Here is a 23,729-nt window from a genome sequence, read left to right as displayed (position 1 = left end):
TGGACCGCACGAGAGGCCGGCCCGCCCTCTCCACCGGCGGCCTGGTCCACCGAGGCAGCCGGACCGTCCGTCGCGCCGGCGCCGGTCAGGCCTTGTTCTGCGAGGCCCAGAACTCGTCGAACGTGAGCTCGCCGTCACCGTTTCCGTCGTGGGTGTTGATGATCGCCTGAGCCACCGTCTCGGTGACGAACGGGTCGCCGAGCCGCGCCATCGCGCTCTTGTACTCGGACGCCGTTATCCGGCCGTCGCCGTTCTGGTCGAAGTGCTCGAATGCCTTGCGCGCCGACTCGATGTCCGCCACTGTTCCGCCCCTTCGTAAAGCGTTGCTGACGGAGGTCAGATTAACGGGAACGGCCGGCGGCGGATCCGGCGGGCGTCCGGGCAGGCGGAAGACGCCGGTGTGGCCGGGCGAGTGGCGGCCGGGCTGCGGGCAGACCGCCGGTGCGTGTCGATCGCGTACACCTCGGCGTCGTAACGGCCGGACAGCCGGAGCACCTTGCCGTCCGCCGAGACGCCGCCCGTGTCCGGGCTGCCGCCGTCGGGCAGGTGCCACTTCTTCGTCAGTCCGTTCTTCGCGCGGGCGGGGCCGCGGCCCGTGCAGGTTCGGCGGGGGCGGTCCGGGAGGGCGCGGGCCGCGTGTGGTCCGCGGGCGGCGAGCGCGGCGACGAGTACGCCCCCGGGCAGGGCCGAGACGGTGGTGGTGCGCGTGGAGGGAAGCATCAGGTCAGGAGCTCCGTGGTGGTCACCGCGCGCAGTTGGCGCCGGCCGATTTCGGTCAGAAGGACGGGCAGTGCGGCGACGGAGTCCCGGTAGCCGAAGTGCAGACTCACCACGGATCCGTTGCGGAGCTCGCCGGCGACCTTGCGGGTGACGGCCGCGACGCCGGGCGAGGTGAAGTCCAGGGAGTCCACGTCGTAGGACAGGACGTGCGGGTAGCCGGCCCGGCGGGCGAGGTCCTGGACGAGCGGGGTGGCGTAGCGGGTGCGTGAGGGCCGGAACCAGGTGCCGATGGAGCCGGTGAGCCGCCGCAGACGCTGGGCGCAGCCGGTGATCTCGGCGTAGGCCCGGGCCTCGTCCATCGCGTTGATGTCGAGGTGGTTCTGGGTGTGGTTGCCGAGGTCGTGGCCGCCGTCGAGGATCCGGCGGGCCATGCCGGGGTGCTCGTCCAGCCAGCTGCCGACGGCCAGGACGGTGAGGCGGGCTCCGACCCTTTCGGCTTCGGCGAGGACGGCGCGGGCGAGGACCGGGTCGCCCTGGCCGTGGAAGGTGAGGGCCACGCGGGCCCGGTCCCGGGGGCCGCACTCGATCTGGACCGGCCGCCCCGGGAAGCGCCGCGGGGCGGGGGCGGGTCGCGGAGCCGAGGGGGCCTCCGGCGTGTTCCGGGACTTCTGCGGGGCGTGGGTGACCCCGCCGCTCTCCACGCAGCCCGGGGTGGCGGCGCCCGCCAGGAGCACCCCGGCCGCGGCGCGCAGGGCGCCGCGGCGGGGCACCGGTGTCCTGCGACCGTTCATGGACCGTCCGCCTCGTGGGTCGGTTCGGGGTGCTGATCCCCCGAGACGCGAGACACAGTAGGACGCAAGGGACGGAACGGATGGCATGCGATGCGCGGCGCCTCTCGGTGGCGCTCGATGAATCACCCGGCAAACCCCATGGGCATGCAAAGAATGCCAGGTACGTGACCGATCACACCTGCGATTGCGAAGTGACATCTCCGCATTTTTGCAATACTGACCGATTTATGGCCTTGGCACCGTGGTCGCCCGTCTGCCATAGTCGGTGACACGACCTCCTCCGACCCGAGCCAGGTCCCACGAGCGGCCGTGGACACACCCCCCATTCCACGGCCCCCCACAGAAGCCCCCGAAGCGCCCCACCCAGGCCGGCCGGGGGCTTCTGTGCGTCGCGGGCTCCGGCCTTCCGCCGGGTGCGGCGTTCCGGCTCAGCGGTCCGAGGTCCGCATCTCGAACCAGGTGGTCTTACCGAGCGGCAAGAGGTCCACACCCCACCGGTCGGAGAGCTTGTCGACGAGGAAGAGCCCGCGCCCGCTGACATCCATCTCCCGGACCGGCATCAGACACGGCAGCCCGCGCGAGGGATCACGCACCTCGACCCGGATCCAGCCGCGGCGGCGCAGCATCCGCAGCCCGAAGACCCGCGCACCGGTGTGCCGCACCGCGTTTCCGACGAGTTCGGAGACGAGGAGTACACCGTGCTCGGCGGTCTGCGGGGAAAGCGCCCACTGACGCAGCATCACACAGGAGGTGATCCGCCGGGCGGTGGCCGCGGACTCCGGACGCGAGGGCAGGCGGACTTCCGCCTCCGTCGGATTCCCGAACAACTCCAGTGCTCTGAACGCCTGTTCGTCCTCAACGGCCGACGTCCAGCGCGCCGCGGTCGCACCGGTGCGCGGTCGCGGCTGTTCCACACCCTCCAGGCCCGCCATGTCCACCATCATGGCCGCACGGAAGGGCCCCTGTGACCGTTCCTGAGGAATCACTCCCCGGAACCAGTCATTCCGTGCCGGTCCTCCGGCATGTGCCACTGGCGGAATGCCGGCTTCCGCAGCCACTCCCGTCTGCGGCGAAGCCGGCCGGCCAGGTCATCGCACGCGTGCCGGCGGGCCGGACCCCGAGGTTCTCCTGGGGTCCGGCTCACCGCCCACACGGATGAACGCGTGTCACTCCATACCCGACTGGCGTTCGGTCAGAGGAATGTGGCCTTGCCCGGGCCCTCCTCCACGAAGCTGCGCATGCCGCGTTCCCGGTCCTCCGTGGCGAACAGACCCGCGAACCAGTTCCGCTCGACCGTGAGCCCCGTGTCGATGTCCGTCTCCAGTCCCGCGTCCACGGACTCCTTCGCGGCACGCAGAGCCAGGGCGGGCCCCCGGGCCAGCCGGGCGGCCCAGGCGTGCGCCTGCTCGTACACCTCGGCGGCGGGTACCACGCGGTCCACCAGACCGATCGTCAGGGCCTCCTCGGCCTTCACATGACGGCCCGTGAAGATCAGGTCCTTGGCCTTGGACGGGCCGACCAGCCGGGCCAGGCGCTGGGTGCCGCCGGCTCCCGGGATCAGCCCGAGCAGGATCTCCGGCTGGCCGAGCTTCGCGTTGTCGGCGGCGATCCGGAAGTCGGCGCAGAGTGCCAGTTCGCAGCCGCCGCCCAGGGCGTAGCCGGTGACGGCGGCGACCACGGGCTTGGGAATGCGCGCCACGGCGGTGAACGCGTCCTGCAGGGCCTTGGAGCGCACGATCATCGCCGTGTGGTCCATCGCCTGCATCTCCTTGATGTCCGCGCCCGCCGCGAACACCTTCTCGCCGCCGTAGAGGATCACGGCCCGCACGTCGTCGCGCCGGGTCGCCTCCTCGGCGAGCTCGCGCAGCCGGTCCTGGGTGGCGACGTCCAGGGCGTTCATCGGCGGGCGGTCCAGCCGGATCGTGCCGACGTTGTCGCTTACTTCGAGGGATACGGTCATGGGAGGCAGGTTAACCATGACTAACGGCGGCGGGCCCGGTGCCGTTGGTCACAGCACCGGGCCCGCCGCGGGAACGGACCGCAGGGTCCGTTTCGGACCTACGCGGTCCACTCCGACCAGTCCATGTTCCAGCCGTTGAGGCCGTTGTCCGGCTGGATGACCTTGTCCTTGGAGTTCTTCACGACCACCACGTCACCGATCAGGGAGTTGTCGAAGAACCAGGCGGCCGGGGTCTTGCCGTCCCAGGCACCGCGCACGTCCCGCAGACCGACACAGCCGTGGCTGGTGTTGGTGGTGCCGAAGATGCTCGACGCCCCCCAGTAGTTGCCGTGGATGAAGGTGCCCGACGTGGACAGGCGCATGGCGTGCGGAACGTCCTTGATGTCGTACTCGCCGCCGAAGCCGACCGTGTCACCGTTCATCCGGGTCACCTTGAGCTTCTCGCTGATGACCATCTGACCGTTGTACGTGGTCGTCGACGGGGCGCCCGCGGAGATCGGGATGTCCTTGATCTGCTCGCCGTCACGGACCACCTTCATCCGGTGGGAGCTCGCGTCCACGGTGGAGACCTGGCTGCGGCCGATGGTGAACTTCACGGTCTTGGACTGCTTGCCGTAGACCCCCGGACGCCCCTCGACACCGTCGAGGTCCAGGCGCAGGCTGACCTTCGTGCCCGCGGCCCAGTACTTCTCGGGGCGGAAGTCGAGCCGGTCGTTGCCGAACCAGTGGGGCTCGATCGGGACGGCGGGGACCGCCGTCACCTTGATGGCCTTCTCCACGGCCTCGGGGTCGGTGATGCCCCGGGTGAAGTGGATCGACACCGGCATGCCGACGCCGACGGTCGAACCGTCCTCCGGCGTGTACTGCCCGATGAAGGTGTTCTGCGGGACCAGCGTCGTGAAGGTGGTGTCCTTCGCCGACTGGCGGCCCTTCCCGTCCTTGGCGACCGCGTGCACCGTGTACTTGGTCGCGGCTGCCAGATGCCGGTCGGGCACCCAGCTCAGGCCGTCGGCGGCGATCTCGCCCTCGACCTCGTCGCCCTTGGGGTCGGCGACCTTGACCGTGCTCAGCTTGCCGTGGGTGGCCGTGACCTTCAGCGCCCCGCTCGTCGCCACGTCATCTGCGCCGTCCTTGGGCGCGATGGTCACCACCGCCTGCGACGCGCTGGTGTCGTCGACCTTCGCGCCCGCCCCCTCGCCGTTCTTCGCCCCGCCGGCACTGCCGTTCCCGCCGCATGCCGTCACCAGCAACAGCAGCGCCCCCAGTACCAGTGCGAGAGGTCCGGGGGCTCCGCGCCCGCGCCGTCCCCTGCTCGCCCCGGCCGATGCCCCCGATATCGGCTGCCCGTTCAATGTGGTCGTCTCCCCTCGCACGGCCTGGCCCCGCCATGGCCCGCACCCCCGCGCGCTGTACATGCACGCTCGGCGCAAGATAATCACACCGCACGTGGGGAGAACTCCCCCGGAATGTCACCGTTGCGTCCCAAGTCGTCCCGCACCGCCGTCCGAGGGCCCCGGAGGCCTGTCTCCGGGACCCTCGCAGGTCGGACCGGGGCTCGGCGTCGATGCCCCGACGCCCGCTGGGCCACGGCCTCTCAGCGCAGAGCGGAGCCCGCCTTCCACTGGGGCCATCCCAGGTTCCAGCCGCCGAGGCCGTTGTCCGGCGCGACCGTCCTGTCGGCGGAGTTGACGACCTCGACCACATCGCCCACGAGCGTCCGTTCGAAGAACCAGCCGGCCGGGCTGTCGGAACTGCCGCCCTTCACGTCGCGCAGGCCGATGCAGCCGTGGCTGGTGTTCTCGGACCCGAAGATGTCGGGAGACTCCCAGTAGTTGCCGTGCAGGAAGGTGCCCGACGTGGTCAGCCGGATGGCGTGCGGGACGTCCTTGATGTCGTACTCGCCGCCGAAACCGACCGTACGGCCGTCCATCCGCGTCACCTCGTGCAGTTCCGAGACCACCATCTTCCCGTTGTACGTGGTCGTCTTCGCGGCCCCCGCCGTGATGGGCACCGTGCTGACGAGCTCACCGTCACGGCGTACCTCCATGGTGTGCGCCCGGGCGTCCACCACGGACGTCTGGGAACGGCCCACCCGGAAGGTGACCTTCTTCCGCTGGCTCCCGTACACCCCGGGGGCACCCTCGACATCGCGCAGTCCCACGTCGACGGTGACCTCGGTGCCCGGCTCCCAGTACCTGGCGGGGCGGAAGTCGAGGCGGTCCTCGCCGAACCAGTGTCCGGCCACCTCCACCGCGGGCCTGGTGGTGATCCTGATGGCCTTCTCCACCGCCGCGCGGTTCCTGACGGGCCGGTTGAAGTCGAAGGAGACGATCATGCCGGTGCCCACGGTGGACCGGTTCTCCGGCTTGAAGTAGCCGATGAACCGGTCCTTGGGGACCAGGGTGGTGAAGGTCGTGTTCCGGGCCGAGCGGCGGCCGTCCCCGTCGACGGCGACCGCCTCGACGCTGTACTTCCCGGCGAGCCCCAGCCGCCTGGCGCCCTTCTCCGGGGCCCACGAACGGCCGTCCTCGGCGATCCGGCCCGGCACCTCCTCGTGCTCCGCGTTCTCCATCCGTGTCACCTTCACCCGTTCGAGCCGTCCGTAGGAGACGCTGACCTCGATCCGGCTGTCGGCGCCGACGTTCTCGGCGCCGTCCTTGGGGACGATCCGGATGGCGTCCCCGGGTGAGCGGTCGTCCCCGAAGAACGGCGCCGGTCCGGTGCAGCCCGTCAGTACGGCCAGCACGGTGAACAGTCCTGCCCATGTCAGCACGGCGGCCGAACCCGCCCGTGCTCTCTTCGCTACGTGGTTCACGCTCCCCCAACGACGGGGGCCGCCCGGGGAAACGTGAGTGCGGGCCGCCCGGTGGGCAGAACAAGGGGGAGAACACCGCCAGGAAGGCCGCGGCCGGGACGCCGCGCACTCCTTCTGCCGGGTGACCGCTCCCACGAGCCGCAGGAGGCCGAGAGGTGTCGAGCACAGCCGAGCAGGAGGAAGCGCCGCGTACGACGGGGAGGGGGGCGGCCACCGGCCCGGGAACCGGGGTGGACGAACCACCCGTATGGCCGGGTGCCCCGATGCCGCTGGGGGCCCGCTTCCGGGTCGGACCGGACGGTGCGGCGGGCACCAACTTCGCTCTCTGGGCGGGCGGGGCCGAGGCCGTCGAGCTCTGCCTCTTCGACGAGCGCGGCACCGAGACCCGTCTCCCGCTGACCGAGCTCACCCATGAGATCTGGCACGGCTTCGTCCCCGGCGTCCGCCCCGGACAGCGGTACGGCTACCGGGTGCACGGCCGCTGGGACCCCTGGACGGGCGCCCGCTGGAACGCGGCGAAACTGCTCCTCGACCCGTACGCCCGCGCGGTGGACGGTTCGTTCACCCTGCCGCCCGAGGTGTACGGCCATGTGAGGGACTGGCCGCAGCAGCACGTCGCCGACACGGTGCGCGACGACCGGGACTCGGCGCCGTACGTACCCAAGGGCGTCGTGGTCCATGACGACGACGACTGGGTGGAGGACCGCAGGCCCAAGACCCCCTGGGCGGACTCGGTCATCTACGAACTGCACGTACGCGGCTTCACCAAGCTCCACCCGGACATCCCGCCGGAGCTGCGGGGCACCTACGCCGGCCTCGCCCATCCCGCCGCGACCGGTCACCTCCAGCGGCTCGGCGTGACGGCCGTCGAGCTGCTCCCCGTCCATCAGTTCGCCCACGAGGACCATCTGCTGCGGCGCGGGCTGCACAACTACTGGGGCTACAACTCGATCGGCTACTTCGCCCCGCACGCCGGCTACGCGGCCGGCGGCACGGTGGGCGGTCAGGTCGGCGAGTTCAAGAAGATGGTGCACGCCCTGCACGACGCCGGGATCGAGGTGATCCTCGACGTCGTCTACAACCACACCGCGGAGGCCGGCGAGCTCGGCCCGATGCTGTCCCTGCGCGGCATCGACAACCGCGGCTACTACCGCCTCCAGGCGGACGCCCGGCGCTACGCGGACTACACGGGCTGCGGCAACACCCTGCACGTGGTGCAGCCGCAGGTCCTGCGGCTGATCACGGACTCGCTGCGCTACTGGGTGACGGAGATGGGCGTCGACGGCTTCCGCTTCGACCTGGCGGCGGCGCTGGCCCGTTCGACGCACGACGTCGACATGCTCTCGCCGTTCCTCGCGGTGATCGCCCAGGACCCGGTGCTGCGCCGCGTCAAGCTGATCGCCGAGCCGTGGGACGTCGGCGACGGCGGCTACCGGGTGGGCGCCTTCCCGCCCCTGTGGACGGAGTGGAACGACCGCTACCGGGACGCCGTACGGGACTTCTGGCGCGGCGCGCTGCCCGACGTACGGGACCTCGGCTACCGGCTCACCGGATCGAGCGATCTGTACGCCTGGGGCGGCAGACGGCCGTACGCCTCGGTCAACTTCGTCACCGCGCACGACGGTTTCACCCTGCGCGACCTGGTCAGCTACGAGCGCAAGCACAACGAGGCCAACGGCGAGGGAAACCGCGACGGCACGAACGACAACCGCGCGTGGAACTGCGGCGCCGAGGGCGAGAGCGACGACCCGGCCGTCAACACCCTGCGCCGCCGCCAGCTGCGCAACCTGCTCACCACCCTGCTCCTGTCCACGGGTGTGCCCATGCTGGTGGCGGGCGACGAGCTGGGCCGTACGCAGGGCGGCAACAACAACGCCTACTGTCAGGACAACGAGGTGAGCTGGCTGGACTGGTCGCTCCTGGAGCAGCCCGAGTGGCGGGAGCTCACGGAGCTGACCGCGCGGGTGCTGGCCCTGCGGCACCGTCACCCGGTGCTGCGCCGGCGCGCGTTCTTCTCCGGGACGCCGCAGGCCCCGGACGGGCTGCGGGACCTGGCGTGGTTCACGCCGGGGGGCGCGGAGATGACGGAGGGCGACTGGTACGCACCGGCCGCGACGCTCGGCCTCTACCTCTCCGGGCGCGACATCCCGGGCCGGGACGCGCGGGGCGGCCAGATCACCGACGACAGCTTCCTGGCGGTCCTGCACGCCGGACACCTGCCGTGCGGCTTCCGTCTGCCGGGCCCGCCCTGGGCCGCGTCGTACGAACTGGTGCTGGACACCTCGCGGGAGGACCAGTCCGCGGCACCCGGCACGGTCCACCGGGGCGGCACGGCACTGGCGGTGCCGGGAAGGTCGGTGCTGCTGCTGCGGGTGGCGGGGTGAGGGGGCGGCGTCAGCCGAGGACGCCCCGCTCGTAGCCGACGGCGACGGCCGCGGCGCGGTCCTTGGCGCCCAGCTTGGCGAACACGTGGGTGAGGTGGGTCTTCACGGTCGCCTCGCTGATGAACAGCTCGGCGGCGATCCCGCGGTTCGAGGTCCCCCTGGCGACCAGGGCGAGCACCTCCCGCTCGCGCGCGGACAACGAGTCGTTGCCGGGCGCGGCGACCGGGGTGCGCACGCGCGAGACGAGCCGTGAAGCCACCGCGGGCGAGAGCACGGTACGGCCGTCGGCGGCGGCGCGAACGGCGGTGAAGAGTTCGTCGCGGGGCGCGTCCTTGAGCAGGTAGCCGGTGGCGCCCGCCTCGATGGCGGGAAGGGTGTCGGAGTCGGTGTCGTACGTGGTGAGGACGAGCACCTTGGACCGGGCGCCGAGCCGGGCCAGCTCGGCGATGGCCGCCACTCCCCCGCCGCCCGGCATCCGCAGGTCCATCAGCACGACATCGGGGTCCAGCCGGGTGGCCAGCGCGACGGCGGCCACCCCGTCGGCGGCCTCGCCGAGCACGTCGAAGCCGGGGGACGAGGCGAACATGCCACGCAGGCCGTCGCGTACGACGGGGTGGTCGTCGACGACGAGAAGGGTGATGACGCGTGCGGTGTCCGTTGCCTCAGTCATGTCGGCCCACCGTACTGTCCGTCAGTCACGGTGGACCAGGGGCACCCTGGCGCACACGGCGGTGCCCAGGCCGGGGCCGGACTCCACCGTGACCGTGCCCGCGATCCGTTCGGCGCGGAACCGCATCCCGCCGAGGCCGAATCCGCTCGAGCCGCTGTGCGCGGCCGGGGCGGCGGGGTCGAAGCCGCAGCCGTCGTCGCGTACGTCCAGGGTGATCTCGTCGCCCATGTAGGAGAGGGTCACGCCGGCCCGGGTGGCCCCGGCGTGCCGGGCGGCGTTGGCGAGGGCCTCACCGGCGATGCGGAGGAGCGTGGCGGCGACCTCGTCGTGGAGCGGCTCGACGGTACCGGTGACGGTGAAGTCCGCGCGCGCTCCCGTGCGTTGCGCCCAGCCCGTGACCGTCTTCTTCAGCGCTCCCGGCAGGTCGTCGTCCTCCAGCGCGGCGGGCACCAGGTTGTGCACCGAGCGGCGTGCCTCGCCGAGGCTGTGCCGGGCGAGCCCTGCGGCGCGGTCCAGGTGCTCCCGGGCCAGGGACGGATCGGCGTCCGCCGTGGAGGTGGCGGCCTGGAGCTGGGCGATGATCCCTGTCAGGCCCTGCGCGAGGGTGTCGTGGATCTCGGCGGCGAGCCGGCGCCGTTCGTCGGCAACCCCTGCCTCCCGTGCCTGGAGCAGGAGTTGGGTGTGCAGGGCCGCGTTCTCGGCCAGGGCCTGTTCCAGCCGGGTGTTGGCGCGTTCCAGGTCGGTGATGGTCTCCTTCTGCCGCCGGGCCTTCGCCTCCTCCCGGGCACCGACGTTGCCGAAGAAGACGGCGAGGGCGGAGTGCAGCCCGAAGAGCGCGCCGAAGGCCAGCCAGTTGGTGAGGGAGGCCGGCGGCATTCCGCTGCCGGACTGCGCTCCGGCCATGGTGACGGCGGTGCACATCAGCCCTAGGCGTACGAAGCGGCGCGGCAGCAGTGCGGCGACGTCGAAGTAGCCGGCGACGGCGTAGACGGAGAAGAAGGGGTTGCACCAGCAGAGCGCGAAGCCCAGCACGGTCCGCAGCACGTAGTAGACCTGTGCGGGCCTGTCGTGCAACGGCAGCTGCCGGATCCGGCTCCACCACACCTGGAGGGCGGCTGCAGCCGAGACCAGGGCCGTAGCCGCGTACATGTCCGTTCCGGACATTCCGACGAGCTCGGAGGAGAGGGCGGCCATCAGGACGGCGACACCCAGGAGGGCGTACGGGCCGTGCCGGTGGAACAGCTCCGTCGTCGTACCGTCGCCGTTCATCGGCGCCTCCCCCGGCTCGTCCGGCACCAGTGTCCCTTGCGTGGCGCCCCTGGTCACTCCCAGCGGAAGAGCCTGGTCGCCGCCCTGCCCAGCACCGCGGTCCACACCGCCACGGCCCCGAGGTGCACCCAGCCCGGCCAGCTCCCCGAGGCCGCCCGGTCCAGGGCCTGGGAGGCGGCGCCGAACGGGGTGAACTCGACGATCGTGCGCAGCAGGTCCGGCATGGTCTGCACGGGCACCCAGACCCCGGCGGTGAACATCATCAGGAGGTAGGCCATCGAACCGAGGGCGCTCGCGGCCTTGGACGTCCGGGACAGTGCGCAGATGGTCGCGCCGAGGGAGAGGACGCAGGCGACGGCGAGGAGAAGCGCCAGCAGGTAGCCGACAGCCTGCCCGGGCAGCCGCACGCCGAAGGCGACCCTCCCGACGGCGATGACGAGCGCCGCGGAGCCCAGCGAGGCCGCACCGTGCAGCACGATCTGTGCGGCGAGCAGGGTCGACGGGCGCACGGGGGTGGCCGACATGCGCCGCAGGATGCCGCGTTCGCGGTAGCCGGTGAGGACCGGCGGCATGGCCTGCAGCCCGGCCATGATCATGGCCAGGAGCACGGCCACCGGTACGTACAGGTCGATGACGCTGCGGCCGCCGAGGGCGTCGTCCGCCTCCCGGAAGGACGGGATCAGACCGAGGATCGTCATCAGGGCTGCCGGGAAGACCAGGATCCAGAACAGGCTGCCGGGTTCGCGCAGGAAGAGCCGGGTCTCGGTCCTGAGGACGGCGGCGAGCGGGGCCGGGCGGGACCGTGCGGTCGTGGTCATGGGGCCTGCTCCGTGAGGTCGAGGAAGATGTCGTCCAGGCCGGCCCCGACGACGCGCAGCTGACGGGCGGTGATGTGGTGGCGGGCCAGGAGCGTGATCACGGCGTTCGCGGTGTCGTCCGTACCGTGGATGACCACCCGGCCGCCGGGGTCGGTCACGTCGACACAGGCGGCGCCCGGCAGCGTCCTGAGTTCGGCGTACGCGACCGGCTCCGAGGGGGTGAAGGAGATGGCGGTCGATCCCGCCGCCCCGCCGATCAGCCCGGCCGGCGTGCCGAGCGCCACGACGCGGCCCTTGTCGATCACCGCGACCCGGTCGCAGAGCCGCTGGGCCTCCTCCATGAAGTGGGTGACCAGCAGGACGGTCACCCCGCCGGCCCGGATCTCCTCGATGAGCCGCCAGGTGTCCCTGCGGGCCCGGGGGTCGAGGCCGGTGGTCAGTTCGTCGAGCACGACGACCCGCGGGTTCCCGATGAGGGCGAGGGCGATGAACAGCCGCTGCTTCTGGCCGCCGGACAGCTTGCCGAAACGGCGGTCGAGGTGGCTGTCCAGCCCCAGCCGTTCGGCGAGCGACCGCCAGTCGGCGGGGTGCGGGTACAAGGCGCTGTAGAGCCGGAGCGCCTCTCCCACGGTGAGTTTGGGCTGCAGTTCACTCTCCTGGAGCTGCGCGCCGAGGATGAGGGTCACGCCGTCGCGGTCGGCGGCGGGGTCGAGTCCCGCGACCCGGACGGTGCCGGCGTCGGGGATCCGCAGCCCTTCGACGCATTCGACCGTGGTGGTCTTTCCCGCTCCGTTGGGTCCGAGGATCCCGAAGATCTCCCCCTCGTCCACGGAGAAACTGACCCCGTCGACCACACGTCGCCCCGCATACGCCTTGCGCACTCCGTTCACTTCGATGATGGACATGCCGCCCAGCATTCCGGCGGGCGGGGCACCGCGGTATCCGCCGTCCCGCTCGGACCGGCATCGGCCGAACGGCGGATGCGGCGGAACGGCGCGGCAGGAACGACCGGAAAACCAGATGAGCGATGTCAGTGGTGAACCATAGGCTCGCTCCTGATGCCCGAAAACCCTGCAGAGCCCACGGACCGGTCCGCCGTGCGCTCCCTCATGCGTCTGTGGCCCTACGTCCGACCTGTGCGGATGCGCTGGTTCAGCGCCGCCTTCGTGGCGGTCCTGGCGTCCTGTCTCGGCCTGGTGATCCCCCTCGTCCTGAAGTGGATGGTGGACGGCCCCGTCGCGGACCGGGATCCGGCCGGGGTGTGGCTGGGTGCGCTGTACCTCCTGCTGCTGGGCATCGCGGAGGCCGGGCTCTTCGGGCTCCGGCGGTGGCTCGTGGCACGGCCGCTGGCAGGGGTGGAGGCGTCGATGCGCGCCGATCTCTACCGGCATCTGCAACGGCTGCCGGTGGCCTTCCACGACCGGTGGCCCTCGGGTCAGCTGCTCTCGCGCGGGACCACCGACCTGATGCTGATGCGGATGTTCCTGGCCTTCCCACTGACGTTCCTGCTGGTCAACGGCACGACGATCCTGGTCGGCTTCGTGATCCTGTTCGCGCAGGACTGGTCGCTCGGGCTGGTGCTCCTGGCCCCCGCGGTGCCCCTGATGGTCCTGTGCTCGGTCTTCGAGACGAAGTACTCGGTGGTGGCGCGCACGGCGCAGGACCAGGTCGGCGATCTGACGACGGTCGTCGAGGAGAGCGTGCTGGGCATCCGCATCGTCAAGGGCTTCGGCCGGCACCGCAGCCAGGCGCGGGCCTTCGGCGCGCTCGCGCGGCGGCTGCGCGGGACGGAGCTCGACAAGGCCCGCCTCCTCGCCGGGATCTGGGCCCTCATCACGGCCATCCCCGAACTGGCGATCGGTGCCGCGCTGGTGCTCGGCACGATCCAGGTCGCGGACGGCAACCTGTCGGCGGGGACGCTCGTCGCGTTCCTCTCCACGGCGCTCGCGCTGCGCTGGCCGGTCGAGTCGATCGGTTTCCTGCTGGCCATGAGCCAGGAGTCGGCGACGGCAGCCGACCGGTACTTCGAGGTCATGGACGTGGCCGAGGAGCTGGACGCGGACATCCCCGGCGCGGTGGCCGTGGACGCGCCGGGCATCGTCTTCGACGGCGTCGAGTTCCGCTATCCCGACGCCGAGCCCGGCTCCGCACCCGTGCTGGCCCGGATCGATCTGCGGATCCGTCCCGGCGAGACGATGGCGCTGGTGGGGGCCACCGGATCAGGGAAGACGACGCTGACGGCGCTCGTCCCCCGGCTGCACGAGGTCACCGGGGGCCGGATCCTGCTGGACGGCGAGGACATCGCGGCCATGGAGCGGCCCCGGCTGCGCGAGCTGGTGTCGGTGGCCTTCGAGGAGCCGACGCTCTTCTCGGCGACCGTCGGGGAGAACGTCCTGATGGGCGCGGAAGGCGCGGGCGAGGAGCAGATGCGCCGGGCGTTGTCCGTCGCGCAGGCCGGCTTCGTCCACGACCTGCCCCACGGCGTGGGGACCCAGGTCGGGGAGCAGGGCCTGAGCCTCTCCGGCGGCCAGCGCCAGCGTCTCGCGCTGGCGCGTGCCGTCGTGGGCGAGCCCCGCTTCCTGGTCCTCGACGACCCGCTCTCCGCTCTGGACGTGCACACGGAGGCCCTGGTGGAGGCGGCGCTGCGGCGGGTGCTGGAGAGGACGACGGCCCTGGTCGTGGCGCACCGGCCGTCCACGGTGATGCTGGCCGACCGGGTGGCGCTGCTGTCCGGGGGCCGGATCAGCGCGGTGGGCACCCACCAGGAACTGCTGCGCACCCATGCCGAGTACGCCTGGCTGATGTCCGGGGCCGAAGAGGGCGCCCGGGTGCTCACCGCCGAGGAGGACAGCTCCCGATGACGACGACCACCACCGACGGCCCCGCTCTCGCCGACGAGGACCCCAAGGGGAGGAAGCCGGAACAGCCGGGCCGCGGGGATCCGTTCGACCAGGACGACCTGCCCGCACCGCGTGGTGCGACCTGGGCGCTGCTCATCTCGCTGCTCGGCCCGCTGCGGGCCAGGGTGGTCGTGGCCTCCCTCGTGCTGCTGGTCCAGCAGGCCGCCGTGCAGGCGGGGCCGCTGCTGGTCGCGTACGCCATCGACAGCGGCGTGCCCGCCTTCCGGGACCACGACTACGGGCCGCTGGTCGCCGTCGGCGTCGGGTACGCGGTGTGTTCGGTCGGCGCGGGGCTGCTGCAGTACGTGTTCATCCGGGCCGCGGCGCGGATCAACCAGGACGTGCTGCTCGATCTGCGCGGCCGGATCTTCCGTCACGCGCAGGCGCTCAGCGTGGACTTCCACGAGCGCTACACCTCCGGCCGGCTGATCTCGCGCTCGACCACGGACGTGGAGTCGCTGCGCGAACTGCTCAGCGAGGGACTGCAGGAGCTCATCGGTGTGGTCCTGTCGTTCGTGTCGATCTCCCTCATGCTGCTGTGGCTGGACCTCGGCATCGGTGTGATCGCGGTGGCCTCCTTCGCCCCCCTGCTTCTGCTGGTGCGGCTGTACCGGCGCCGGGCGGCCCAGGCCTACTCGGCCCGCTCCTCGGCCATCGCCGGGGTCGTCGTGAAGTTCGCGGAGACGATGAACGGGATCCGCCCCGTGCAGGCCTTCCGCAGGGAACGGGCCAACGACGCGGACTTCGCGGTGCTCAACCGCCGTCACGAGCGGCGGAACGGGGACGCGCTGCTGGAGATGGCCCGCTACGTCGTCGGCTCCCGGCTGGTCGCCAACACGGCGGTGGCCGCGATGGTGCTGTGGGGCGCGTACCGGGTGGCGTCGGGGACTCTGGCGCTCGGCGTGCTGGCCGCCGCCGTGCTGTACCTGCGCCGGCTGTACGACCCGATCGACCGGCTCGCGATGTTCCTCAACTCCTACCAGTCGGCGGCCGCCTCGCTGGAGAAGATCGCGGGTCTGCTGGCGCAGACACCCGCCGTTCCGGAGCCCGCGGCGCCGAAGGAGCTGCCCGCCCCGGCCGGCGACCACCCGGGCCGCGAGGTGACCTTCGACGGGGTGCGGTTCGCCTACCGGACGGGTGGCGAGGTCCTGCCGCGCTTCGACCTGACGATCCCGGCGGGCCGGACCGTGGCCGTGGTCGGCTCGACGGGTGCGGGGAAGTCGACGCTGGCGAAGCTGCTGGCGCGCTTCTACGATCCGACCGAGGGCAGGGTCCTGCTGGACGGCACCGACCTGCGCGATCTGGCGACCGCCGAGCTGCGGCGGGGTGTGGTGATGGTGACCCAGGAGGCGTTCCTGTTCTCCGGGACGATCGCCGAGAACATCGCGATCGGCCGCCCGGACGCGACGCCCAAGGAGATCGAGCAGGCGGCCAGGGCCATCGGGGCGCACGACTTCATCAGCGCCCTGCCCGACGGGTACGCCACGGACGTACGCAAGCGGGGCGGCAGGATCTCCGCGGGGCAGCGCCAACTGGTCGCGTTCGCACGTGCGTTGCTCGCGGATCCCGCGGTGCTGATCCTGGACGAGGCGACCAGCTCGCTCGACGTCCCCGGCGAGCGTGCGGTGCAACGGGCCATGGACACCGTGCTGCACGGGCGCACGGCGGTGGTGATCGCGCACCGCCTGTCGACGGTGGAGATCGCGGACCGGGTGCTCGTGATGGAGCACGGCAGGATCGTCGAGGACGGAACCCCGGCCGAACTCATCGGCGGCAGCGGCCGGTTCGCCGGACTGCACCGTGCGTGGCAGGAGAGTCTGGCCTGAGGCGTACCGGCGGGTAGCGGAGCGGAAACCGGGAGACGGCGCAGAACTGGCCACAGTTCGGCGCCGTCTCAGCACGTGGTCATCGTCCGTTTCCCGATTCGTTGTTCGAACGTGCCGAATTCGAACGAAATCTCAACCCACCCTGCGAATTCTGGCCTCGGGCCACCCCGGAACCCCCTCTACGACACAGGGATGACACACGGGGAAACGTCCGCTTAACGAACATGACCATTCCGCCAACGGACGAATTCCGGCCAATATGTTGACGCGGTCCTGACATACCTACGCCTGGGCTGGCACTCTTCCCCCGTTCTGCGCACCGCCTGCTCTGCCCGGACGGCTCACCCAGGCCGGCCCGTCACCCCCCTCGCAGAAGGAGTCCGCGTGAGATCCACGCCCAGCCGTCGCGCCACCGCGACCGGCGCTCTGATAGCCACCGCAGCCCTACTCGCCGTAGGCGTACAGACCGGCGCGACCGCCGCCCCCGCCGACGGCACGAGCGCGGCCCCGGCCGCCGTCGTCAAGGGCGCCGACCCCGGCTCCCTCCCCGCGAAACTCTCCCCCGCCCAGCGCGCGGAGCTGATCCGCGAGGCCGACTCCACCAAGGCGGCCACCGCCGAGGAGCTCGGTCTGGGCGCCACGGAGAAGCTCGTCGTCCGCGACGTCGTCAAGGACGTCGACGGCACCACGCACACCCGCTACGAGCGCACGCTCGGCGGCCTCCCCGTCCTCGGCGGCGACTTGGTCGTGGCCCGGACCGAGGCCGGGAAGACCGAGAGCGTGACCAAGGCGTCCAGGGCGACCGGCGCGCAGCTGAAGGCGGTCGGCACCACCGCGGACATCGCGGCCGCCACCGCCGAGAAGCAGGCCCTGGGCGCGGCGAAGGCCGAGGGGTCGAAGGAGACCGAGGCCAGCAAGGCCCCGCGCAAGGTCGTGTGGACGGCGAGCGGCACGCCGCAGCTGGCGTACGAGACCGTGGTCGGCGGCCTCCAGCACGACGGCACCCCGAACGAGCTGCACGTCATCACCGACGCCTCGTCGGGCGCCAAGCTCTACGAGTGGCAGGCCATCGAGACGGGCACCGGGAACACCCAGTACAGCGGCCAGGTCACGCTCGGCACCTCGGGCTCGTACAACCTGACCGACACGGCGCGCGGCAATCACAAGACGTACAACCTGAACCGCGGCACGTCGGGCACCGGGACGCTGTTCTCCGGCCCGGACGACATCTGGGGGAACGGCAGCCCGTCGAACCTGGAGACGGCCGGCGCCGATGCCCACTACGGCGCGGCCGAGACCTGGGACTTCTACAAGAACGTGATGGGCCGCAACGGAATCCGCGGCGACGGCGTCGGCGCGTACTCGCGGGTCCACTACGGCAACAACTACGTCAACGCCTTCTGGTCCGACAGCTGCTTCTGCATGACCTACGGGGACGGAGACGGCAACGCCAAGCCTCTGACCTCGCTGGACGTGGCGGCACACGAGATGACGCACGGCGTCACCTCCAACACCGCCGGCCTGGTCTACAGCGGTGAGTCCGGCGGCCTCAACGAGGCGACCAGCGACATCTTCGCCGCCGCCGTCGAGTTCTACGCGGCCAACGCGCAGGACGTCGGCGACTACCTGGTCGGCGAGAAGATCGACATCCGCGGCAACGGCACCCCGCTGCGCTACATGGACAAGCCCAGCAAGGACGGCTCGTCCAAGGACGCCTGGTACTCCGGCATCGGCTCGATCGACGTGCACTACTCGTCGGGCCCGGCGAACCACTGGTTCTACCTGCTCTCCGAGGGCAGCGGCGCCAAGACCATCAACGGCGTCTCGTACGACTCCCCGACCTCGGACGGTCTGCCGGTGACCGGCATCGGCCGCGACAAGGCCGCGCAGATCTGGTTCAAGGCGCTCACCACCAAGTTCACCTCGACGACGAACTACGCCGCGGCCCGCACCGGCACCCTCGCCGTGGCCGGTGAGCTGTACGGCACCACGAGCACCGAGTACGCCGCGGTGGCCCATGCCTGGGCCGGCATCAACGTGGGCGCGCGCCCCGGTGGCACCGACCCCGACCCGGGCGGCACGGTCTTCCAGAACACGACCGCCAAGGCACTCGCCGACCGGAGCACCACCAGCATCCCGGTCGCCGTCACCGGCCTCACCGGCAACGCGCCGAGCGACCTGTCGGTCGCGGTCGACATCACCCACACCTACCGCGGCGACCTCGTGATCGACCTGGTCGCCCCGGACGGAACGGCCTACCGGCTGAAGAACTCCTCGTCGAGCGACTCCGCGGACAACGTGGTGGCGACCTACACGGTCAACGCCTCGTCCGAGGTGGCCAACGGCACGTGGAACCTGAAGATCCAGGACGCCTACTCGGGCGACACCGGCACCTTCAACAGCGTCAAGCTGACCTTCTGAGCGCCCGAGGGCACTGAGCAGGCAGTGCCGCGGAACAGGCACTGACGCACGCAGCGGAACGGCCCGGGATCGCTCCCGGGCCGTTCCCGTGCGTCCGGGGACCGACGGCGGGAGCGGGCTCGGCCGAGGGCGGTCCCACCGCCGGCCGTCAGCCCGGAATGTTCTGCTCGGCCCAGACGACCTTGCCGTTCGCCGTGCGGCACGAACCCCACCTGCGGCACAGCAGGTTGATGAGCTGAAGGCCGCGGCCGCCCTCGTCGCTCACGTCCGCGTGCTGGATCTGCGGCAGGTCGGGCCCGGTGTCCGCGACCTCCACCCGGAGCCGCTCGTCGCACACGAGCCGGAGCCGGCCCGGTCCACCGCCGTACCGCAGGGCGTTGCCGACCAGTTCGCTGACGACCAGCTCGGTGACATCGGCGAGTTCGGCCAGGCTCCACCGGCCGAGCTGCTCGGTGACCAGCTTGCGGGCGATGGAGGCCGGGTTGCCGTCCGTCGGCAGGTCCCAGACCTGCAGCCTGACCTCCGGGGCCAGCTGACGGCCCCCGGCGACCAGCAGCACCGCCTCGTCGAAGCGGCCGTCGTCCGCCTTCGGCGAGGTGAGCAGACCGCCGTCGTCGAGCTGCTCGGGCGTCATCGCGGCGACCGCCGAGCGCAGCCCCTCCAGCTGGACGTCCACGTCCTCGACGCGTGTCTTGATCAGGCCGTCGGTGTAGAGCACCAGCCGGCTGCCCACCGGACCGCGCAGCCTCAGCGGGTCGTAGGGGATGACCCCGGCACCCAGCGGCGCCCCGACCGGCACGTCGAGGAACCGGGCCTTCCCGCCGCCGTCCACCAGCAACGGCGGCGGGTGGCCGGCGCTCGCGATGGTGTAGCTGGAGTCGGCCGGGTCGTAGACCGCGCACAGACAGGTGGCGACCTGGTCGTCCTCCAGGTCGCGGGTGGCCAGATCCAGCCGGGCGAGCACCCGGTCGGGCGCGATGTCCAGGGTCATGAGCGTGCGGGCGACGGTACGCAGCCGGCCCATCGTGGCGGCGGCGGGCAGACCGTGCCCGGTGACGTCGCCGACGACCAGGGCCGTGCGCCCACCGGGCAGCGCCACGACGTCGTACCAGTCGCCGCCCACCCCGTGGGCGTCGAAGGCCGGCACGTAGTGGGCGTGCACCTGGAGGCCGGGGGTGTGCGGCGTGGCCCGCGGCAGCAGGCTGCGCTGCAGCGAGACGACGTGCTCGCGCTCGCGCCCGTAGAGCCGGGCGTTGTCCATGAAGACCGCGGCCATGGAACCGAGCTGGACCGCGAGCTCCACGTCGGACCGGTTGAAGGGCGGGCTGTCGCCCGCGCGCACGAAGTCGGCGGAGCCGAGCAGGACCCCGCGGGCGATCAGCGGCACGGCCATGTAGCTGTGGACGCCCTGGCGGCGCATCGCCGCGGCGGCGCTGTCCGTCGGCGCGACGCGTGTGTAGTCCTCGTCCGTCATCCGGCTGACCAGAACCGGCAGGCCGTTGCGCAGGCACTGGGTGATGAGCAGGGTCTCGCGGCGCGTCCTGCGGTCCACCACTTCGCCGACCGGGGAGGGTTCGAGGTCGACCAGCGCGTCGATGGCGGTGACGGCCATGGCCCGGATGGCGGGCACCGCCGCGCCGGTGACGCGCTCCCCCTCCTCGCCGAGCAAGACGGACTCCAGCAGGTCGACGGCCGCGGCGTCCGCCAGCCGCGGGACGCTGTAGTCCGCCAGCTCCTGCGCCGTGCGTTCCAGGTCGAGGGTCGTGCCGATCCGGGTGCTTGCCGCATGGAGCCAGCGCAGCCGGGCGGCTGTCGTGAAGCGGTCGGCCCGTCGTGCGCCGACGGTCTCCGCACGGCGGGGCTGCAACTGCCGGGAGATGCCTCCCTGCGCGGCCAGCCGACGGGTCAGGCGTCTCGCAGGGCCTCCGCCGCCGTTCACCGTGCCGACCTCCACTCGCGCCCGGGGACGCCTCGCTGTCACCTGGGTGGCTTCCGAGCCACACCGGCACCAGTTGTCATGTTAGCCAGATCACGGTGAAATCACCCCTGCCGGTCCCCGAGGGGGAACAACCGGGCCCGCGCGGCCGGGGCCGGGCGCCGCGCCGGACACCCGCCCCGGCCAAGGGTCTTCCTCCGGATCGGGCCGGATCCGCGGGCGGGGTCCGGTGCGGGGCCTCAGCGCATCAGCAGGCCTCCGCCGTCGCCCGTCGACTCGTTCGGCACCGCGAGCAGGCCGAGCTCCGCTCCCGAGGCGAGCAACGGATGCGAGGGCAGGACGCGCACGGTGTAGCCGTACGGGCCCGTCCGGTCGAGGGCGAGCGTGCCCTCGTACAGCCAGCGGCCCTCCAGGTCGTGGCCGCCGGCCGGCTTCAGCGGGGAGGTCCGGGCCTCGGCGATCGCGTCGCCGGAGTCGACCCGCCCGGCGATCACCTGCACCTCCACGTCGTCCGGATCGAGACCGCCCAGCGCGATCCTGACCCGGAGCGCCAGGGTGGACCCCAGCTCCGCGGAGCCGCCGACGACCGTGTCGGCCGCGGTCTCCACATGGTCGACGGCCACATCCGGCCACGCGGCGTGGACCCGGGCCTTCCACGCGGCGAGTTCCCGGGCGGCGGCCGGCTGCAGGGCCCTGCGGGCCAGCGCCGCAGGTGCGTAGAGCCGCTCCACGTACTCGCGCACCATGCGGCTCGCCAGGACCTTGGGCCCCAGGGTGACCAGGGTGCGGCGCACCATCTCGATCCATCGCTCGGGCAGGCCCTCGGCGTTGCGGTCGTAGAAGCGGGGGGCGACCCGGTCCTCGATCAGCGAGTAGAGGGCGTTGGCCTCCAGTTCGTCGCGCCGCTCCTCGTCCGTGGCCGAGCCGTCGGCGGTGGGGATCGCCCATCCGAAGTCCGGCGCGAACCACTCGTCCCACCAGCCGTCGCGCACGGAGAGGTTGAGGCAACCGTTGAGCGCCGCCTTCATCCCGCTCGTGCCGCAGGCCTCCAGCGGGCGCAGCGGGTTGTTCAGCCAGACGTCACAGCCCGGGTAGAGCTTCTGCGCCATGCCCATGCCGTAGTCCGGGAGGAAGACGATGCGATGACGCACCCGCGGATCGTCCGCGAACCGCACCAGCTCCCGGACGAGCCGCTTCCCGCCGTCGTCGGCGGGGTGGGCCTTGCCGGCGACGACGATCTGGATCGGGTGCGTGGGATGGAGCAGCAGCGCCCGCAGCCGGTCGCGGTCGTGCAGCATCAGCGTCAGGCGTTTGTACGAGGGGACCCGGCGGGCGAAACCGATGGTCAGGACGTCCGGATCGAGTGCGCTGTCGATCCAGCCCAGCTCGGCGGTGCCCGCGCCGCGCCTGCGCCAGGAGGCGTGGAGCCGTCTGCGGACCTCGGTCACGAGCTGTTCGCGCAGCCCCCGGCGGAGGTCCCAGATCTCCCGGTCGGGGACGGCGGCCACGCCGTCCCCGCGACGGGGGGTGCCGGACGTCTCGCCGGACCCGGAGCCCGCGAGCGCGCTCGTGGACCGCTCGGTGCCGATTGTCCTGGCTCCGAGCCGGAGGACCTCGGGCGCGACCCAGGTCGGCGCGTGCACGCCGTTGGTCACGGAGGTGATCGGCACCTCCGAGGGATCGAATCCCGGCCACAGCCCGGAGAACATCTCCCGGCTGACGGCCCCGTGCAGGGTGGAGACGCCGTTGGCGCGCTGGGCGAGTCGCAGCCCCATCACCGCCATGTTGAAGAGTCCCGGCTCACCGCCCGGGTAGGTCTCCGTGCCGAGGCGGAGGATCCGCTCCACGCCGACGCCGGGCAGCTCGCCGTCGTCACCGAGATGACGGGCGATCAGCTGGCGCTCGAACCGGTCCGTCCCGGCGGGGACCGGGGTGTGCGTGGTGAAGACGGTCCCGGCCCGTACCACTTCGAGGGCGGCGTCGAAGTCCAGACCCGTCTCGGAGAGTTCCCGGATCCGTTCGAGGCCGAGGAAACCGGCGTGTCCCTCGTTGGTGTGGAACACCTCGGGGACCGGGTGCCCGGTGAGCCGGCAGTAGGTCCGCACGGCGCGCACCCCGCCGATACCGAGCAGCATCTCCTGCAGCAGCCGGTGGTCGCTGCCGCCGCCGTACAGCCGGTCGGTGACGTCGCGCTCGCCGGGGGTGTTCTCCTCGACGTCGGAGTCGAGCAGCAGCAGCGGGACGCGGCCCACCTGGGCCAGCCAGACCGAGGCGTGCAGGGAGCGTCCGCCGGGCAGCGCCAGCACCACCCGGCCGGGGGTGCCGTCCGGCTCCCGGACGAGGGTGAGCGGCAGCTCGTCGGGGTCGAGGACGGGGTAGTGCTCCTGCTGCCAGCCGTCCCGGGACAGGCTCTGCCGGAAGTAGCCGTGCCGGTAGAGCAGGCCGACCCCGATGAGCGGCACGCCCAGGTCGCTGGCGGCCTTCAGATGGTCCCCGGCCAGGATGCCGAGCCCGCCGGAGTACTGGGGCAGGGCCGCGGTGACCCCGAACTCGGGTGAGAAGTAGGCCACGGCCGCGGGGAGCTCCGCGCCCTGGGAGAGCTGGTTCTGATACCACCTCGGGCCGCGGAGGTAGTCCTGGAGGTCCTCGGACACCTCGGTGAGCCGGCGCAGGAAGTGCTGGTCCCCGGCCAGCTCGGCGAGGCGTCCGGCGGACATCGCGCCGAGCAGGCGTACGGGGTCGGCGTCCGCCGGCCGCCGGCCCTCCGGGTCGGCCGCCCGGAAGAGCTGCTGGGTCTCGGTGTGCCAGGACCAGCGCAGGTTGCGGGCGAGGTCGCTGAGCGGTCGCAGGGGTTCGGGGAGGACGGGACGCACGGTGAATCGACGAATGGCCTTCACGTGTCCCACCTTTACAGGGGAGGTACGGATCCGAGGGGACGCACCACGGTGTACGCCCTCTCCGTCACCCTCGGCGGCAGCGGCGTGCCACCGTACGCGACCACGGCGCGCGACCGGCTCGGTGGACCCCGCCCGGTCCGGCCCGCCCGCCCCCGGCCCCGGTGCGCACCGGGCACGAACTCGTCTCCCGCCTCTCCCACCACTCCGGTCCCCGAGGCCCCTCATGCCTCGTGGACCCCGGCCACCGCATGGGCCAGATGCGCCGGTTGCACCCCATCCGCCACGGGCGAAATGGCTGATTTCCCCTCCTCTCCCGCACTTG

The 23,729-nt window shown here is 71.9% G+C and carries 16 protein-coding genes and 1 pseudogene; 4 read left to right on the top strand and 13 right to left on the bottom strand.

Annotated features, from left to right (window positions below; translation table 11 throughout):
* Positions 1–85: 85 nt before the first annotated feature.
* The 7 genes and pseudogenes from AB0F38_RS06740 to AB0F38_RS06710 form a co-directional block, all read right to left on the bottom strand.
* On the bottom strand, positions 86–301 hold the full coding sequence (locus AB0F38_RS06740; protein WP_361887948.1) for an EF-hand domain-containing protein: 216 nt from the start codon (positions 299–301) through the stop codon (positions 86–88).
* Positions 302–385: 84 nt separating this feature from the next.
* Positions 386–573: pseudogene (locus tag AB0F38_RS06735) on the bottom strand (hypothetical protein); the annotation flags it as partial.
* Positions 574–719: 146 nt separating this feature from the next.
* Positions 720–1,511 (bottom strand): polysaccharide deacetylase family protein, encoded by a 792-nt coding sequence (locus AB0F38_RS06730; RefSeq protein WP_361887668.1) that lies wholly within the window; start codon positions 1,509–1,511, stop codon positions 720–722.
* A 428-nt stretch (positions 1,512–1,939) separates the two neighbouring features.
* Positions 1,940–2,455, bottom strand: coding sequence for an ATP-binding protein (locus AB0F38_RS06725; RefSeq protein ID WP_361887665.1), 516 nt, complete (start codon positions 2,453–2,455; stop codon positions 1,940–1,942).
* A gap of 248 nt (positions 2,456–2,703) precedes the next feature.
* Positions 2,704–3,471, bottom strand: coding sequence for an enoyl-CoA hydratase-related protein (locus AB0F38_RS06720; RefSeq protein WP_361887663.1), 768 nt, complete (start codon positions 3,469–3,471; stop codon positions 2,704–2,706).
* Positions 3,472–3,569: 98 nt separating this feature from the next.
* Complete coding sequence (locus tag AB0F38_RS06715) at positions 3,570–4,823, bottom strand: Ig-like domain-containing protein (protein ID WP_361887661.1); 1,254 nt, start codon at positions 4,821–4,823, stop codon at positions 3,570–3,572.
* Positions 4,824–5,065: 242 nt separating this feature from the next.
* Positions 5,066–6,286, bottom strand: a complete 1,221-nt coding sequence (locus AB0F38_RS06710; protein ID WP_361887658.1) for an Ig-like domain-containing protein — start codon at positions 6,284–6,286, stop codon at positions 5,066–5,068.
* A 263-nt stretch (positions 6,287–6,549) separates the two neighbouring features.
* Here AB0F38_RS06710 and glgX point away from each other — a divergent pair, with 263 nt between their 5' ends.
* Positions 6,550–8,670 (top strand): glycogen debranching protein GlgX, encoded by a 2,121-nt coding sequence (glgX, locus tag AB0F38_RS06705; protein WP_361887945.1) that lies wholly within the window; start codon positions 6,550–6,552, stop codon positions 8,668–8,670.
* Between the two features lie 10 nt (positions 8,671–8,680).
* On the opposite strand, the gene AB0F38_RS06700 is transcribed toward glgX, so the two are convergent.
* The 4 genes from AB0F38_RS06700 to AB0F38_RS06685 are packed head-to-tail and all read right to left on the bottom strand — an operon-like array spanning position 8,681 to position 12,332.
* Complete coding sequence (locus AB0F38_RS06700) at positions 8,681–9,340, bottom strand: response regulator transcription factor (protein WP_361887655.1); 660 nt, start codon at positions 9,338–9,340, stop codon at positions 8,681–8,683.
* Between the two features lie 21 nt (positions 9,341–9,361).
* Positions 9,362–10,609 (bottom strand): sensor histidine kinase, encoded by a 1,248-nt coding sequence (locus AB0F38_RS06695; protein ID WP_361887652.1) that lies wholly within the window; start codon positions 10,607–10,609, stop codon positions 9,362–9,364.
* A gap of 53 nt (positions 10,610–10,662) precedes the next feature.
* Complete coding sequence (locus tag AB0F38_RS06690) at positions 10,663–11,427, bottom strand: ABC transporter permease (protein WP_361887649.1); 765 nt, start codon at positions 11,425–11,427, stop codon at positions 10,663–10,665.
* Positions 11,424–12,332: an ABC transporter ATP-binding protein gene (locus tag AB0F38_RS06685; protein WP_361887646.1), complete on the bottom strand. Its 909-nt coding sequence runs from the start codon at positions 12,330–12,332 to the stop codon at positions 11,424–11,426. The genes AB0F38_RS06690 and AB0F38_RS06685 overlap by 4 nt, the downstream gene beginning before the upstream one ends.
* Before the next feature lie 153 nt (positions 12,333–12,485).
* Between AB0F38_RS06685 and AB0F38_RS06680 the strand changes: the two genes are divergently transcribed.
* The 3 genes from AB0F38_RS06680 (at position 12,486) to AB0F38_RS06670 (ending at position 18,574) form a co-directional block, all read left to right on the top strand.
* Positions 12,486–14,288 carry an ABC transporter ATP-binding protein gene (locus AB0F38_RS06680; RefSeq protein ID WP_361887643.1) on the top strand — a complete coding sequence of 601 codons (1,803 nt, stop codon included), beginning with the start codon at positions 12,486–12,488 and terminating at the stop codon, positions 14,286–14,288.
* Complete coding sequence (locus AB0F38_RS06675) at positions 14,285–16,153, top strand: ABC transporter ATP-binding protein (protein WP_361887640.1); 1,869 nt, start codon at positions 14,285–14,287, stop codon at positions 16,151–16,153. The genes AB0F38_RS06680 and AB0F38_RS06675 overlap by 4 nt, the downstream gene beginning before the upstream one ends.
* Positions 16,154–16,537: 384 nt before the next feature.
* Positions 16,538–18,574, top strand: coding sequence for a M4 family metallopeptidase (locus tag AB0F38_RS06670; RefSeq protein ID WP_361887638.1), 2,037 nt, complete (start codon positions 16,538–16,540; stop codon positions 18,572–18,574).
* A gap of 148 nt (positions 18,575–18,722) precedes the next feature.
* Here AB0F38_RS06670 and AB0F38_RS06665 read toward each other — a convergent pair whose 3' ends face one another.
* Complete coding sequence (locus AB0F38_RS06665) at positions 18,723–20,513, bottom strand: SpoIIE family protein phosphatase (RefSeq protein WP_361887635.1); 1,791 nt, start codon at positions 20,511–20,513, stop codon at positions 18,723–18,725.
* Positions 20,514–20,749: 236 nt separating this feature from the next.
* On the bottom strand, positions 20,750–23,407 hold the full coding sequence (glgP, locus tag AB0F38_RS06660) for an alpha-glucan family phosphorylase (protein ID WP_361887632.1): 2,658 nt from the start codon (positions 23,405–23,407) through the stop codon (positions 20,750–20,752).
* Positions 23,408–23,729 lie beyond the last annotated feature (322 nt).

The sequence above is a fragment of the Streptomyces sp. NPDC025273 genome (genome assembly GCF_040638585.1).
GTDB lineage: Bacteria > Actinomycetota > Actinomycetes > Streptomycetales > Streptomycetaceae > Streptomyces > Streptomyces cinereorectus.
The sequence above is the reverse complement of the archived record's forward strand: the minus strand, read 5'-3'. Positions and strand labels throughout refer to the sequence as shown.

Bases quoted from the DNA above. Each gene is read 5' to 3' on its own strand.
- AB0F38_RS06730 (WP_361887668.1), bottom strand. From the start codon at position 1,511: ATGAACGGTCGCAGGACACCGGTGCCCCGCCGCGGCGCCCTGCGCGCC.
- AB0F38_RS06725 (WP_361887665.1), bottom strand. From the start codon at position 2,455: ATGATGGTGGACATGGCGGGCCTGGAGGGTGTGGAACAGCCGCGACCG.
- AB0F38_RS06720 (WP_361887663.1), bottom strand. From the start codon at position 3,471: ATGACCGTATCCCTCGAAGTAAGCGACAACGTCGGCACGATCCGGCTG.
- glgX (WP_361887945.1), top strand. From the start codon at position 6,550: ATGCCGCTGGGGGCCCGCTTCCGGGTCGGACCGGACGGTGCGGCGGGC.
- AB0F38_RS06700 (WP_361887655.1), bottom strand. From the start codon at position 9,340: ATGACTGAGGCAACGGACACCGCACGCGTCATCACCCTTCTCGTCGTC.
- AB0F38_RS06695 (WP_361887652.1), bottom strand. From the start codon at position 10,609: ATGAACGGCGACGGTACGACGACGGAGCTGTTCCACCGGCACGGCCCG.
- AB0F38_RS06690 (WP_361887649.1), bottom strand. From the start codon at position 11,427: ATGACCACGACCGCACGGTCCCGCCCGGCCCCGCTCGCCGCCGTCCTC.
- AB0F38_RS06685 (WP_361887646.1), bottom strand. From the start codon at position 12,332: ATGTCCATCATCGAAGTGAACGGAGTGCGCAAGGCGTATGCGGGGCGA.
- AB0F38_RS06680 (WP_361887643.1), top strand. From the start codon at position 12,486: ATGCCCGAAAACCCTGCAGAGCCCACGGACCGGTCCGCCGTGCGCTCC.
- AB0F38_RS06675 (WP_361887640.1), top strand. From the start codon at position 14,285: ATGACGACGACCACCACCGACGGCCCCGCTCTCGCCGACGAGGACCCC.